Source organism: Streptomyces sp. NPDC007157 (assembly GCF_040634235.1).
In the GTDB taxonomy this organism is placed as follows: Bacteria; Actinomycetota; Actinomycetes; order Streptomycetales; family Streptomycetaceae; genus Streptomyces.
Window position 1 is genome coordinate 111,755 of sequence record NZ_JBEYFE010000020.1, and the last position, 14,496, is coordinate 126,250.

A 14,496-nucleotide genomic window follows, 5' to 3' on the forward strand; every position below is an offset into this window, starting at 1 on the left:
GGCCGTGACATGTCTGCGGAGTGTCGCGTTATGAACACTTACGCCCTATCCATCAAGATGTGCGCGAAATCATCATTTCGTGCGGGTCCGGCGGAGAGGGGTTCCAAGGTGAGCAGCGCATCGATGCCGCCGTACGACTTCGTGACCGTCCGCGGGCGTGGTTACCGCCCCGAACAGGTCGACACGTTCCTGGCGGCACTCTCGCAGGACCGGGACGCGGCGTGGGAGCGTGCTGCGCGCCTCACCGTGCTCGCCAAGGACATGGAGGCGGAGTCCGCACGCCTGCGTGCCGTCGTCGAGCAGCTGCCGCCCCAGACCTACGAGACGCTGGGGGACCGCACGCAGCGTATTTTCCGGCTCGTGGTGGACGAGGCGACGGCGCTGCGCGAAAACGCCCGGCGCGCTCTGATCGACGGGGTTGTGCAGGCAGAGGCGAGCGCCGAGAACGAGCGCTGTGCGGCGCGTGAGGAGGCGGACGCACTCCGCGCGAGCACCGAGGAGCGCGCCCGCCAACTGCTGCTCGCCGCGCAGGCCGAGGCCGAGGAGATCCGTATCGGCGCCCGGCTGGAGGTGAAGGAGGCGCGCGGCGAGGCTCTCGCGGCCTTGCGCGAGCTGCGGCAGCGCACCACCGGGATGCTTGCCGAGCAGGCCAAGGAGCACGCCGAACGCTGGATCGAGGCGGAGGACGAGGAGGCCGCGCGCGCCGCCGAGGCCGATGCCCAGATGGCCGACCGCATCGCCCGCGCGGAGGCCGCCCTGTCCGAGGCGAAGCGTGCCCTGGGCGAGGCGGAGGAGTGGGAGCACCGTTCCCAGGAGGCGGCACGGGTGCGTGCCGAGGAGATTCTCGCGGAGGCGCGGATCCGGGAGGAGCGCATCGCGCGGGAGACCGAGCGGGTGCTGCGTGAGCACGGGGAGACCTGGGACGACGTACAGGCGCACATGGACCACATGCGTGACAGCCTCATGTCCCTCACGGGGCGTGCGTCGGCCGAATAGCGCCCTGCTCCGCGCCCTCGCGCCTCCATTCCACCCCCTCCGCTCCGTTCAGGCCCCCCGGCGCCCGGCGCCCGCGAGGATCCAGCCCTCCACGGCCTCGTACTGCCTGCGCTGTTCCGCCGCCCCGCGCCGGCCGGAGGCGACCGTCCCCAGCCATCCCAGGAGGAAGCCGGCCGGGATGGAGACGATGCCGGTGGTGGTGAAGGGGAACCAGTTGAAGTCGGCGTGCGGGAAGGCGGCGCCCGGCGAGCCGGAGACCAGGTTCGTGCCCGGCATCAAGAGGAGCACGGTGAGGGTGCCGCCGAGGAGGGTGCACATCAGGCCGGTGCGGGTGTAGCGGCGCCAGAAGAGGCCGTAGACCAGGGCGGGGGCGAGGGCGGAGGCGCCCAGGCAGAAGGAGAGGGTGGCCAGGGGCTGCAGGCTGTGGTGCTGGACCAGGGTCGCCAGCAGGATCGTGGGGACTCCTATGGCGAGCGCGCAGACGCGGGCGAGTTTCATCTCGCGGCGGGCCGGTGTCTCCTGGGCGCGGGTCGCGAGGACGTCGTGGGCGAGGGAGTTGGCGCAGGCGAGGATCATGCCGGCGACGGAGGCGAGCAGGGTGAGGAAGATCGCCGTGGTGACGGTGGTGAAGAGCAGGGTCCCCGCCGTCGACACGTCGGTTCCGAACGCCGCGCGCGAGCCCAGCAGGTAGGCGGTGTTGCCCTGCGGGTCGGCGGCGGTGATGGCGCCACGGCCGACCAGGGCGGTGGCGCCGAAGCCGACGACGCTGATGATCAGGACGAACAGGGCGACGCTCGACACGGCCCAGGACATGGAGCGGCGGACCTGGCGGGCACCGGAGGCGGTGTACATGCGCATGGTGATGTGCGGCAGGCAGGCGCCGCCGAGGACGATGGTCAGCTCTGAACTGATCATGTCCAGGCGGGGGTTGGGGCCCGCGGCGAACTGCAGGCCGGAGTGCAGGTAGGCGGTTCCGGCGCCGCTGCCCCGGGCCGCGGCGGCGAGCAGGGCGCCGGGGTCCCAGTCGAAGCGGCGCAGGACCAGCAGGGCGACCGCGGTGCCGGAACCGAGCAGCATCACGATCTTCATGATCTGGATGAGGGCGGTGCCCTTCATGCCGCCGATGGCCGCGTAGCTGATCATCAGCGCGCCGAGGCCGATGACGCAGCAGGTCTGCACGGACTCGTCGGAGAAGCCGAGGATGAACGCCATCAGCTGGCCGGCGCCGGCGAGCTGGACCAGCATCAGCGGCAGCAGGGCGGCGATGGTCACCGCGCAGGCCGTGATCCGTACGCACCGGCCGGGCATCCGGCGGGCCAGCGCGTCGCCCATGGTGAACCGGCCCGCGTTGCGCAGCGGTTCGGCCAGCAGGAACATCAGCAGCATCAGCGACAGCGCGGTGCTGAGGGCGAGGACGACACCGTCGTAGCCGCACAGGGCGATCACGCCGCCGGTGCCGAGGACGGTGGCCGCGGAGATGTAGTCGCCGGCGATGGCGAGGCCGTTGCGCAGCGGGGAGAGGGAGCCGTAGCCGGTGTAGAACGCGTCGAGGTCGTCGCGGTCCGGGCCGGTCAGCACGCACAGCAGGAGGGTGAGGGTGGCGACGGCGGTGAAGGCGACCAGGGACATGGCCTGCGAGGAGTCGCTGAAGCCGGTCACCGTACGGCTCCTCGCCTGGCGTCCAGTTCGGCCGTTCTGCGGATGCGGTCGGCGAGCGGGTCGACGTGGCGGCGCGCGGTGTGCTCGTACAGGGCGATCGCCAGCCAGGTGACGGGCAGTTGGAGAAGGGCGAGGAGCAGGCCGGCGGGTACGCCGTCGGCGACGGTGCTCGTCATCACGCGCGGGGCGAACGCGGACAGCACCAGGAACAGGGTGAAGTAGCCGAGCGCGGTGAGGGTCGCGGTGCGCCGCTGGAGGCGGTAGGCGCCGCGCAGCACCCGCAGGTCGCTGTGGTGGCCGACCGGCTCCCGGTGCGGCACATGACGGGGTGCCGGCGGCTCCGGCGGCAGCGGCTGCCAGGGGTAGGTGAGGTACGACGGATCGCGCGGGGAAGGGTCCTGGGACATCCCGGTGCTCCTTGCGTGGCTCGGGTCCGTGGCGGCGGACCGCAGGGAGAGGAGGGAGCGGGGTCACGCACCCTACTCGCAAGTAGCCGGGGCTCGCGGTGTTTTTCGCCAACTGGCCGACCGGTATGCGCTTACTGGCCGAGAGGGTCTCTGACCTCGGGTGTTACCCGCGTTAACCGGGAGAGGGGAGTCGGTTCTCGGGGACCGTGTTGACGCAGGGTCAGGTGTCAGTCCGTGAGGACCGGGAAGCGTCGCGGTGCCACGAACAGCAGGACCAGGAACGCCAGTGCGGCAGCGCACGCCGCTCCGAGGTACACCGCGTGGACCGCGTCCGCGATCGCGTGACGGGTGGACTCGGGGGCGGTTCCGTCGTCCAGCGCGCGCGTGACGGAGTCGAGGTCGCCCGCGCCGCCCAGGTGGGCCGCGAGCACCCCGTTGGCGATCGCGCCGAACACCGAGGCGCCGATGGTCTGTCCGGTCTGCCGGCAGAAGAGCACCGACGCGGTGGTCGTGCCCCGCTCCTCCCAGCCCACCGTCGACTGCACGCCGACGATCAGCGGCAGCTGGAACAGGCCGAGCGCGCCGCCCAGCACGAGCATGAGCAGCGTCGGCTGCCAGGCGGCGCCGGGGTAGGGCAGGAAGGGGAAGGCGAACAGGATCAGCGCGGCCGCGCCGATGCCGAGCAGCGCGGTGTCGCGGAAGCCGATGCGCCGGTACACGTGCTGGCTGAACGCCGCCGAGATCGGCCAGCTCAGCGTCCACACCGACAGTACGAATCCGGCGGCCACCGGCGCGAGACCGAGGACCGACTGCGCGTAGGTGGGCAGGAACACCGTCGGCGCCACCATCAGCAGGCCCAGCGCGCCGAGCGCGAGGTTGACCGCCGCGATCGTACGGCGGCGCCACACCCAGCCCGGGATGATCGGTTCCGCGGCCCGGCGCTCGATCCACATCACGAGCCCCACCAGCGCGAGCCCGGTGGCGAACAGCGCGCACGACGGCGCGGACCACCATGCCCACGCCACCCCGCCCTGCACGAGCGCCGTCAGCAGCACGCCCCCGCACGCGAAGACCGCCAGCGCGCCCGCCCAGTCCACCCGCGGGGGCGTGCGCGGCGCGCGCTCCGGCTCGTGCAGATGACGCACTATCAGCCAGAGCGCCGCCGCGCCGATCGGCAGATTGACGAGGAAGATCCACCGCCAGTCCGCGTACGTGGCCAGCACCCCGCCGAGCCCCGGCCCCGCGACCGCGGAGACCGCCCACACCGTGGACAGCTTGGACTGGATCTTGGGGCGCTCCTTGAGCGGGTACAGGTCGGCCGCCAGGGTCTGCACGGTGCCCTGCAACGCGCCCCCGCCGAGGCCCTGCACGATCCGGAACGCGATCAGCGCGGCCATGTTCCAGGCGGCCGCGCACAGCAGCGACCCCAGCAGGAACACCACGGCCCCCGCGACCAGTACCGGCTTGCGGCCGAAGGTGTCGGAGAGCTTGCCGTACACCGGCAGCGTCACCGTCACGGCCAGCAGATAGCCGGAGAACAGCCAGGAGAAGACGGAGAACCCGCCGAGGTCGCCGACGATCTGCGGTACGGCGGTGGAGACGACGGTGGAGTCGAGCGCCGCCAGCGCCATCGCGAGCATCAGGGCGGCCACCACGGCTCCCCGCCGGCCCGTCCCGGCGTCGCGCCCGGCCGCGCGTATCGCGGGTCTCGTGTTCTCCACGCCGGATCCCCTCCTCATGCGTTCCCCTTGCATCTATGTCGCGTGCGACAGCTTCCCATCCGCTCCGACCTGGCGGGAGTGCGCATCCACTTGACCCTCACGCGAGGAGAGGGAGGAGGCTGACCGCACCGGAGGGTGGAGCCGGACCCCGAGAAGGGCTCCACCCGGCGGTGGACTTCCCCTAGGGGGTTCTCCGTACTACGGCTCGGGGAGGGTTCGTACCGCCGGAGGAGGAGACGGCACCCCTGTCGTCCTTAACCTGGCTTTACGCCGCCGGGGGGCGGTTGACCGAACCGGCGGGGGTGGGGTTTTCCCCCGGGAAAGACGGGGCTTCGCACCAGCGCGGAGCGACCCCGCGCACCGCGAGACTCATCGTCGTACCAAACGCTTCGCGGCAGAACGCGGCACCAAGCCGTCCGTTCGCTGACCGACTTAGGAGACATACCGTGACATCGGCTGTGACCATTCCCAGGCACGGGGGTACTGGAGGGCGTACGGCCGTTGCCGCGCGGGCGCGGCAGGTCGTCAAGGCGTACGGGTCCGGAGAGACCCGTGTCGTCGCTCTCGACCACGTCGACGTGGACATCTCGCGGGGGCAGTTCACCGCGATCATGGGCCCCTCGGGGTCCGGCAAGTCCACCCTGATGCACTGCCTCGCCGGACTCGACACCGTGACGAGCGGTCAGATCTACCTGGACGAGACCGAGATAACCGGCCTGAAGGACAAGAAGCTCACCAAGCTGCGCCGGGACCGGATCGGGTTCATCTTCCAGGCGTTCAACCTGCTGCCGACGCTGAACGCGCTGGAGAACATCACGCTCCCCATGGACATCGCCGGGCGCAAGCCCGACAGGGAGTGGCTGGGGCGCGTGGTCGACACCGTGGGGCTCGCGGACCGGCTCAAGCACCGCCCCACGCAGCTCTCGGGCGGTCAGCAGCAGCGCGTGGCCGTGGCGCGCGCCCTCGCCGCGCGCCCCGAGATCATCTTCGGTGACGAGCCGACCGGAAACCTCGACTCCCGCGCGGGCGCGGAGGTCCTCGGCTTCCTGCGCAGCTCCGTCGACGACCTGGGGCAGACGATCGTGATGGTCACGCACGACCCGGTGGCCGCCTCCTACGCGGACCGTGTGCTCTACCTCGCCGACGGCCGGATCGTGGACGAGATGTTCAAGCCGACCGCGGACACCGTCCTGGACCGCATGAAGGACTTCGACGCGCGGGGGCGTACGTCATGACCGTCATGAAGACCTCGATGCGCAACTTCTTCGCGCACAAGGGGCGCATGGCCCTGTCGGCCGTCGCCGTGCTGCTGTCGGTGGCGTTCGTGTGCGGCACGCTGGTGTTCACCGACACGATGAACACGACGTTCGACAAGCTGTTCGCGGCGACCTCGTCCGATGTGACGGTCAGCGCCAAGGGCGCCTCCGACACCGGTGAGACGACCTCCGACAACGGCAAACCGCCGGTCATGCCGGCCTCGGTGGTCAGAAAGGTCCGCGCGGCGAACGGCGTCAAGGCGGCCGAGGGGACGGTCTTCTCGACGTCCGTGACCGTCGTCGACGCCAAGAAGGACAGTCTGTCGCCGTCCAGCGGGGCACCGACCATCGTCGGCAGCTGGAACTCCAACGACGCCCGCACGATGAAGATCACCTCCGGTGCGGCGCCGGAGAACTCCGGCCAGATCATGGTGGACGCCGACACCGCCGACAAGCACCACCTCGGACTCGGCGACGAGATCGGCGTGATCAGCGCGGTCGGCACGCACACCGCGAAGATCTCCGGCATCGCCGACTTCACCGTCACCAACCCCGGTGCCGCGATCTTCTACCTGGACACGAAGACCGCGCAGCGCACGCTCGTCGGGCAGAGCGGTGTCTTCACGAACGTCAACGTGACGGCCGCCTCCGGTGTCACCGACGCGCAGCTGAAGAAGAACGTGACCGGCGAACTCGGCGCCGGCTACCAGGTGCAGACCGCCAAGGAGACCGCCGACGCCAACCAGAAGGACGTCGAGGGCTTCATGAACGTCATGAGGTACGCGATGCTCGGCTTCGCCGGGATCGCCTTCCTGGTCGGCATCTTCCTGATCATCAACACCTTCTCGATGCTGGTGGCCCAGCGCACCCGCGAGATCGGCCTGATGCGGGCCATCGGCTCCAGCCGCGGCCAGGTCAACCGGTCCGTGCTCGTCGAGGCGCTGCTGCTCGGCGTGGTCGGCTCGGTCCTCGGGGTCGGCGCGGGCGTCGGCATCGCGGTCGGGCTGATGAAGCTCATGGGCTCGATAGGCATGCACCTGTCGACCAGCGACCTGACGGTCGCCTGGACGACCCCGGTGCTCGGCCTGGTCCTCGGCGTCGTCGTCACCGTCCTCGCCGCCTACCTGCCCGCGCGGCGGGCCGGCAAGGTCTCCCCGATGGCCGCGCTGCGCGACGCGGGCGCCCCCGCCGACGCCAGGGCGGGCCTCGTACGCGCCCTGCTGGGCCTCCTGCTGACCGTCGGCGGCGGCTACGGCCTCTACCTGGCCGCGGAAGCCGACAAGGCGTCGCAGGGCGCCGCCTGGCTGGGCCTGGGCATCGTGCTCTCGCTGATTGGGTTCGTCGTCATCGGCCCGCTGCTCGCGGGCGCCGTCGTGCGGGTCCTGGGCGCCGTCCTGCTGCGGATGTTCGGCCCCGTGGGGCGGATGGCCGAACGCAACGCGCTGCGCAACCCGCGCCGTACCGGTGCGACGGGCGCCGCCCTGATGATCGGGCTCGCGCTGGTCGCCTGCCTCTCGGTGGTCGGCTCCTCCATGGTCGCCTCCGCCAGCGACCAGCTCGACAAGACCGTCGGCACGGACTTCATCATCCAGTCCGACAGCGGCCAGCGGATCACCCCGCAGGCCGTCAAGGCGGTGAAGGACACGCCGGGGCTCGCGAGGGTCACCGAGTACCGGGTCACCTCGGCCGACTACACCACCCCCGACGGCAAGACGCTCAAGGACACCGACATCACGGCGGCCGACCCGACGTACGCGACCGACCTGCGGACCAAGACCGTCGCCGGTGACCTCAAGGACGCCTACCTTCCCGACTCGATGTCCGTGCACGAGAAGTTCGCCGAGGCGCACGACATCCACCTCGGCTCGAAGATCACCGTCCGGTTCAAGGAGGGGCGCACGGCCCACCTGACCGTCCGCGCGATCACCAGCAGTGACGTCGTCATCGACGCGGGCGCCAAGTACACGTCCATCGCGACGCTCGCCAAGTACGTGCCGGCCGCCAAGATGCCCCTCGACGACCTGGTCTTCGCCACCGCCAAGGACGGGCGGCAGGACAGCGCGTACAAGGCGCTCAAGAGCGCGCTGCACGACTACCCGCAGTACACCGTGCGCGACCAGACCGACTACAAGCAGGCGCTCAAGGACCAGATCGGCCAGCTGCTGAACCTGATCTACGGGCTGCTCGCACTCGCGATCATCGTCGCGGTCCTCGGTGTCGTGAACACGCTGGCGCTGTCGGTGGTCGAGCGGACGAGGGAGATCGGCCTGATGCGGGCGATCGGTCTGTCGCGGCGGCAGCTGCGCCGGATGATCCGCATGGAGTCCGTGGTCATCGCCCTCTTCGGCGCCCTGCTGGGCCTGGGGCTGGGCATGGGCTGGGGCGCGACCGCCCAGAAGCTGCTCGCCCTGCAGGGTCTGAAGGTCCTGGAGATCCCCTGGCCGACGATCATCGGCGTCTTCATCGGCTCGGCCTTCGTGGGCCTGTTCGCCGCGCTGATCCCGGCGTTCCGGGCGGGCCGCATGAACGTCCTGAAGGCGATCGCGACGGACTGACGGGACCTACCGAGAGACCACCGCATACGGGGGTTGCGGGGGAAAGCCCGGCGCCGGAGAGTCCTGGAGACTCTCCGGCGCCGGGCACACGCGTCCCGTGCGTGACTCCCCGGGGCGCGCGAAACGCCGCACAGGTCGTCCACAGGCGGTTGTCCACAGCCCCGGCGCACGTCCACGCGGCGACGTACGCTGGAGACCCCCCGGTCGCAGCCCGCGCCGGGCACTTCGCGTTGCCCACCCCCGGACGAAAGCCGCCTGAATGAGCCTGCACGGTCTGCTCGACGCCGTCGTCAAGGACGCCGCACTCGCGGAAGCGATCAAGGCGGCCGCGGACGGCAACCGCATGCACGTCGACCTGGTCGGCCCCCCTGCGGCCCGCCCCTTCGCGATCGCCGCCCTGGCCCGTGAGGCCGGCCGCCCCGTGCTCGCGGTCACCGCCACCGGCCGCGAGGCCGAGGACCTGGCCGCCGCCCTGCGTACGCTGCTGCCGTCCGAGGGCGTCGTGGAGTACCCCTCCTGGGAGACGCTCCCGCACGAGCGGCTCAGCCCCCGCAGCGACACCGTCGGCCGCCGCCTCGCCGTGCTGCGCCGCCTCGCCCACCCGAGCTCCGACGACCCCGAGACCGGCCCGGTCTCCGTCGTCGTCTCGCCCGTACGGTCCGTGCTCCAGCCGCAGGTCAAGGGCCTGGGTGACCTGGAGCCGGTGGCACTGCGCACCGGGCAGAGCGCCGATCTGAACGACGTCGTGGAAGCCCTCGCGGCCGCCGCCTACGCGCGCGTGGAGCTCGTCGAGAAGCGCGGCGAGTTCGCCGTGCGCGGCGGCATCCTGGACGTGTTCCCGCCCACCGAGGAACACCCCCTGCGCGTCGAGTTCTGGGGCGACGACGTCGAGGAGATCCGCTACTTCAAGGTCGCCGACCAGCGCTCCCTGGAGGTCGCCGAGCACGGACTGTGGGCGCCGCCCTGCCGCGAGCTGCTGCTGACCGACGTCGTCCGCGCACGCGCGCGTGCCCTCGCCGAACAGCACCCGGAGCTGGGCGAGCTGCTGAACAAGATCGCCGAGGGGATCGCGGTCGAGGGCATGGAGTCCCTCGCCCCCGTCCTGGTCGACGACATGGAGCTGCTGCTCGACGTGCTGCCCAAGGGCGCGATGGCCGTCGTGTGCGATCCGGAGCGGGTCCGTACGCGCGCCGCCGACCTGGTGGCCACGAGCCAGGAGTTCCTGCAGGCCTCCTGGGCGGCCACCGCGGGCGGCGGCGAGGCGCCCATCGACGTCGGCGCGGCCTCCCTGTGGTCGATCGCGGACGTCCGTGACCGCGCGCGCGAGCGGGACATGATGTGGTGGTCGGTGTCGCCGTTCGCCGCCGACGAAGAGCTTTCCGCAGACACCCTCAAGCTGGGCATGCACGCCACGGAGACCTACCGCGGCGACACCGCGAAGGCCCTCGCCGACACCAAGGGCTGGCTCGCCGACGGCTGGCGCACGGTGTACGTGACCGAGGGCCACGGCCCCGCCTCCCGCACCGCCGAGGTGCTCGGCGGCGAGGGCATCGCGGCCCGGCTGGACGTCGACCTGGGCGAGCTGAGCCCCTCGGTCGTGCACGTGGCGTGCGGCTCGATCGACTACGGCTTCGTCGACCCGGCGCTCAGACTCGCCGTGCTCACCGAGACCGACCTGTCCGGCCAGAAGGCGGCCGGCAAGGACGGCGCCCGGATGCCGGCCCGGCGCCGCAAGACCATCGACCCGCTCACCCTGGAGGCGGGCGACTACATCGTCCACGAGCAGCACGGCGTCGGCCGCTACATCGAGATGGTGCAGCGCACCGTCCAGGGCGCCACCCGCGAGTACCTGGTCGTCGAGTACGCCCCCGCCAAGCGCGGCCAGCCGGGCGACCGGCTGTACATCCCCACCGACCAGCTGGAGCAGATCACCAAGTACGTCGGCGGCGAGGCGCCCACCCTGCACCGTCTGGGCGGCGCGGACTGGACGAAGACCAAGGCGCGCGCCAAGAAGGCCGTCAAGGAGATCGCCGCCGACCTGATCAAGCTCTACAGCGCGCGCATGGCGGCCCCCGGCCATTCCTTCGCCGGCGACTCGCCCTGGCAGCGCGAGCTGGAGGACGCGTTCCCGTACGCGGAGACCCCTGACCAGCTCACCACCATCGCCGAGGTCAAGGAGGACATGGAGAAGTCGGTCCCCATGGACCGTCTGATCTGCGGCGACGTCGGCTACGGCAAGACCGAGATCGCGGTCCGGGCCGCCTTCAAGGCCGTCCAGGACGGCAAGCAGGTCGCCGTCCTCGTGCCCACCACCCTGCTGGTGCAGCAGCACTTCGGCACGTTCTCCGAGCGGTACTCGCAGTTCCCGGTGAGCGTGAAGGCGCTCTCCCGCTTCCAGACCGACACCGAGGCCAAGGCCACCCTGGAGGGCCTCAAGGACGGCGCGGTCGACGTCGTCATCGGCACCCACCGGCTGTTCTCCTCGGAGACCAAGTTCAAGGACCTCGGCCTGGTCATCGTCGACGAGGAGCAGCGCTTCGGCGTCGAGCACAAGGAGCAGCTGAAGAAGCTGCGCGCCAACGTCGACGTGCTGACCATGTCCGCGACCCCGATCCCGCGCACCCTGGAGATGGCGGTCACCGGCATCCGCGAGATGTCCACGATCACCACCCCGCCGGAGGAACGGCACCCGGTGCTCACCTTCGTCGGCCCCTACGAGGAGAAGCAGATCGGCGCCGCCATCCGCCGCGAACTGCTGCGCGAGGGCCAGGTCTTCTACATCCACAACCGGGTCGAGTCCATCGACCGCGCGGCCTCCCGCCTCCGCGAGATCGTCCCCGAGGCGCGGATCGCCACCGCCCACGGCCAGATGTCGGAATCGGCGCTGGAACAGGTCGTCGTCGACTTCTGGGAGAAGAAGTTCGACGTCCTCGTCTCCACGACGATCGTCGAGTCGGGCATCGACATCTCCAACGCCAACACGCTCATCGTGGAACGCGGCGACACCTTCGGTCTGTCCCAGCTGCACCAGCTGCGCGGCCGCGTCGGCCGCGGGCGGGAACGCGGGTACTCGTACTTCCTGTACCCGCCGGAGAAGCCGCTGACCGAGACCGCGCACGAACGGCTCGCCACCATCGCCCAGCACACCGAGATGGGCGCCGGCATGTACGTGGCGATGAAGGACCTGGAGATCCGCGGCGCCGGCAACCTGCTCGGCGGCGAGCAGTCCGGGCACATCGCGGGCGTCGGCTTCGACCTGTACGTCCGCATGGTCGGCGAGGCGGTCGCGGACTACCGGCGGCAGCTGGAGACCGGGGCGATCGAGGAGGAGCCGCCGCTGGAGGTCAAGATCGAGCTGCCCGTCGACGCGCACGTCCCGCACGACTACGCGCCCGGCGAGCGGCTGCGCCTCCAGGCCTACCGGTCCATCGCCTCCGCCAACTCCGAGGAGGACATCAAGGCGGTCCGCGAGGAACTCACCGACCGCTACGGCAAGTTGCCCGAACCGGTGGAGAACCTGCTCCTGGTCGCCGGGCTGCGGATGCTCGCCCGCGCGTGCGGGGTCGGTGAGATCGTCCTCCAGGGCACCAACATCCGCTTCGCTCCGGTCGAGTTGCGTGAATCGCAGGAGCTGCGGCTCAAGCGTCTGTACCCGGGGACGGTCATCAAGCCGGCCGTCCACCAGGTGCTGGTGCCCCGCCCGAAGACCGCGAAGGTGGGCGGAAAGCCGCTGGTGGGACGGGAGTTGCTGGGCTGGGTCGGTGAGTTCCTGGCGTCGGTGCTGGGGTCGTAGGGCGGCCAGTGCTGGGGCCGTAGGGCGGCCGGTGCCGGGGGCGTGGGACCCTCGGTGCCGGGGTGGTGGGACCGTCGGTCCGCAGGTCGCGGATGGCCGAGGCGCGGCTTATGCCGGATTCCTCGACACCGGCCGCGCCCATTCCCCACCGTTGACGCATGGGCGCCTGCCAGGCGCCCCGTTCATTCCCAGGGGGAGGAATGAACAGCGTCGTCTGACCGCTGACCGCTGACCGGCGCTCGTCCCCGGCGGTTTGGCGCGCCGCGAACCGGCAAGGCGTGCGGTACGGCGTGCGACCGTGGCGTGGTGTGAGCGGGCGCGAAGGCGTACCGCCCGGGCTTCTCCCGGTGCGTCAAAGAGGTTCCGATAAGGGCGAGTTGGTTGTGATCTGCCCTTTTGGGCACCGTTCGGCGCGAACCGTGCGGCGGCTACCGTGAGCCAGGAGAGATCCGCCCGCGTGGAGGCGGAAAGAGGGACGGAAGAGGGGGGCGCACGTGACGCGTCTGAGGGGCGGGGCGGTCATCGCTGTCGTCATGATCTTCGCCGTGGCCGGCTGCAAGGACCTGCAGGAGAAGGGGAGCCCGGGAGCCCAGGGCACGGGCGGCGGGGGCGCGGCGCTGACCGCCGCCGACGCGCTGACCGTCAAGGGCCGGGCGCCGAAGACCGGTTACACCCGGGAGAAGTTCGGCTCCGCCTGGGCGGACACCGACTCCAACTCCTGTGACACCAGGGACGACATACTCAAGCGGGACCTCAAGGAGGTGAAGTTCACCGACGGCGACTGCAAGGTCTCCTCCGGCGTGCTGGACCCGGACCCCTACTCCGGCAAGGACGTCACCTACAAGCGCGGCCGCAGCCTGGTCGACATCGACCACCTCGTCGCCCTCTCGGACGCCTGGCAGACGGGCGCCAAGTACTGGGACGCCAGCAAGCGCATAGCCCTGGCCAACGACCCGCTCAACCTGCTGGCCGTCGACGCGAGCGCCAACCGCGGCAAGGGCGACGGCGACACGGCCACCTGGCTGCCGCCCGAGAAGGCCTACCGCTGCACCTATGTCGCCGCTCAGGTGGCCGTGAAGAAGAAGTACGGGCTGTGGGCCACCGCCGCGGAGAAGGCCGCGATGAAGAAGGTCCTCGCCGGCTGCCCCGGCCAGAAGCTTCCCGCGGGCGGCAACCCGACCAAGGCGCCGTCCCGGTTCAAGGCCCACTGACGCGACGGCGCACGCCCGCCCCTGTGGCGCGCGTCCGCGCCCGCGTGCGCCATCCGTCCGCGCAACCCCGTTCAGCGGCCCGCGCCGGGGTGTGGGCGGCCGCGCCCCGGCGATCGCCACACAACGGTTCGATACAACCCGGACCGCGCGTCGGTGTCGGGCCATATGCTCGAAGCGACCACCGCACGACCGGTGCTGTCCGTCAGCGGACGCACCGGGCGGGCACGTACGCCCTTTTCAGGCAATACAGGAGCGATCATGCAAGGCCAGGGCCATGCGCAGCCGGTGCAGCGGCCGCCGCACGACGCGGTACTGGTCCTGTTGCGCGTGGTGTTCGTGGCGATGGGGGTGTTCAGCGTCGGCTTCCTGGCCTGGGCGATGATGCTGCGGCTGGCGGTGGTGACCCGTAGATCGGCGGACTACGGCCTGCTGGTGGCGGTCGCCGCGGCCGACATCCTCAGCATCGTGCTGCTGGCCACCGAACCCGGTGACGACGTGCACACGGCCGGCGGCTACCTGGGAATCACGCTGCTGTTCGGCACGCTCCTGGCCACGGTCGTCTACTACCTCGCCGCCGACGTACGTCACTTCCAGCGGCAGCGCGAGGCGTACGCGGCGCAGACCACGGCGCACACGTACGGCTACCCGCCCCCCGCGTCCCCGTACACCACGACGACGACGCCCCTGGGCGCGCAGCCGCCGCACACCCCGCCCCCGCACACCGTGCCCCCGGTCCCCGGGCCGGCGCTGTCCCAGCCCCCGATACCCGCGCCGCCCCAGCGTCCGGCGCCCGCACGGATCGAGCAGGTGCGTGCCGAGCTCGACGAGCTCAGCGACTATCTGCGCAAGCACGACGGCCGCGACGAGGGCGGAAGGTGACCGTGGCGACAGGGAGAGT

At 71.1% G+C, this 14,496-nt stretch carries 9 protein-coding genes; 6 read left to right on the forward strand and 3 right to left on the reverse strand.

What is annotated here, in order from left to right; translation table 11 throughout:
* Positions 1 to 123: 123 nt before the first annotated feature.
* On the forward strand, positions 124 to 996 hold the full coding sequence (locus tag ABZ642_RS31430) for a cellulose-binding protein (protein WP_360490088.1): 873 nt from the start codon (positions 124 to 126) through the stop codon (positions 994 to 996).
* Between the two features lie 48 nt (positions 997 to 1,044).
* Here ABZ642_RS31430 and ABZ642_RS31435 read toward each other — a convergent pair whose 3' ends face one another.
* The 3 genes from ABZ642_RS31435 to ABZ642_RS31445 form a co-directional block, all read right to left on the reverse strand.
* Complete coding sequence (locus tag ABZ642_RS31435; RefSeq protein ID WP_360489968.1) at positions 1,045 to 2,655, reverse strand: cation acetate symporter; 1,611 nt, start codon at positions 2,653 to 2,655, stop codon at positions 1,045 to 1,047.
* Positions 2,652 to 3,062 carry a DUF485 domain-containing protein gene (locus ABZ642_RS31440; protein WP_360489970.1) on the reverse strand — a complete coding sequence of 137 codons (411 nt, stop codon included), beginning with the start codon at positions 3,060 to 3,062 and terminating at the stop codon, positions 2,652 to 2,654. The genes ABZ642_RS31435 and ABZ642_RS31440 overlap by 4 nt, the downstream gene beginning before the upstream one ends.
* Before the next feature lie 227 nt (positions 3,063 to 3,289).
* Entirely contained in the window at positions 3,290 to 4,783 is a 1,494-nt protein-coding gene (locus ABZ642_RS31445; RefSeq protein ID WP_360489972.1) for an MFS transporter, read from the reverse strand.
* A gap of 446 nt (positions 4,784 to 5,229) precedes the next feature.
* Between ABZ642_RS31445 and ABZ642_RS31450 the strand changes: the two genes are divergently transcribed.
* The 5 genes from ABZ642_RS31450 (at position 5,230) to ABZ642_RS31470 (ending at position 14,477) form a co-directional block, all read left to right on the forward strand.
* Positions 5,230 to 6,018 (forward strand): ABC transporter ATP-binding protein, encoded by a 789-nt coding sequence (locus tag ABZ642_RS31450; RefSeq protein WP_360489974.1) that lies wholly within the window; start codon positions 5,230 to 5,232, stop codon positions 6,016 to 6,018.
* On the forward strand, positions 6,015 to 8,594 hold the full coding sequence (locus tag ABZ642_RS31455; protein WP_360489976.1) for an FtsX-like permease family protein: 2,580 nt from the start codon (positions 6,015 to 6,017) through the stop codon (positions 8,592 to 8,594). Before ABZ642_RS31450 ends, ABZ642_RS31455 begins: the two co-directional genes overlap by 4 nt.
* A 259-nt stretch (positions 8,595 to 8,853) precedes the next feature.
* Positions 8,854 to 12,387 (forward strand): transcription-repair coupling factor, encoded by a 3,534-nt coding sequence (gene mfd / locus ABZ642_RS31460; RefSeq protein ID WP_360489978.1) that lies wholly within the window; start codon positions 8,854 to 8,856, stop codon positions 12,385 to 12,387.
* Positions 12,388 to 12,881: 494 nt separating this feature from the next.
* Entirely contained in the window at positions 12,882 to 13,598 is a 717-nt protein-coding gene (locus tag ABZ642_RS31465) for an HNH endonuclease family protein (protein WP_360489980.1), read from the forward strand.
* 258 nt (positions 13,599 to 13,856) lie between these two features.
* The gene (locus ABZ642_RS31470; RefSeq protein WP_360489982.1) at positions 13,857 to 14,477 is read left to right on the forward strand and encodes a hypothetical protein; all 621 of its coding nucleotides are present in this window, start codon (positions 13,857 to 13,859) and stop codon (positions 14,475 to 14,477) included.
* Positions 14,478 to 14,496 lie beyond the last annotated feature (19 nt).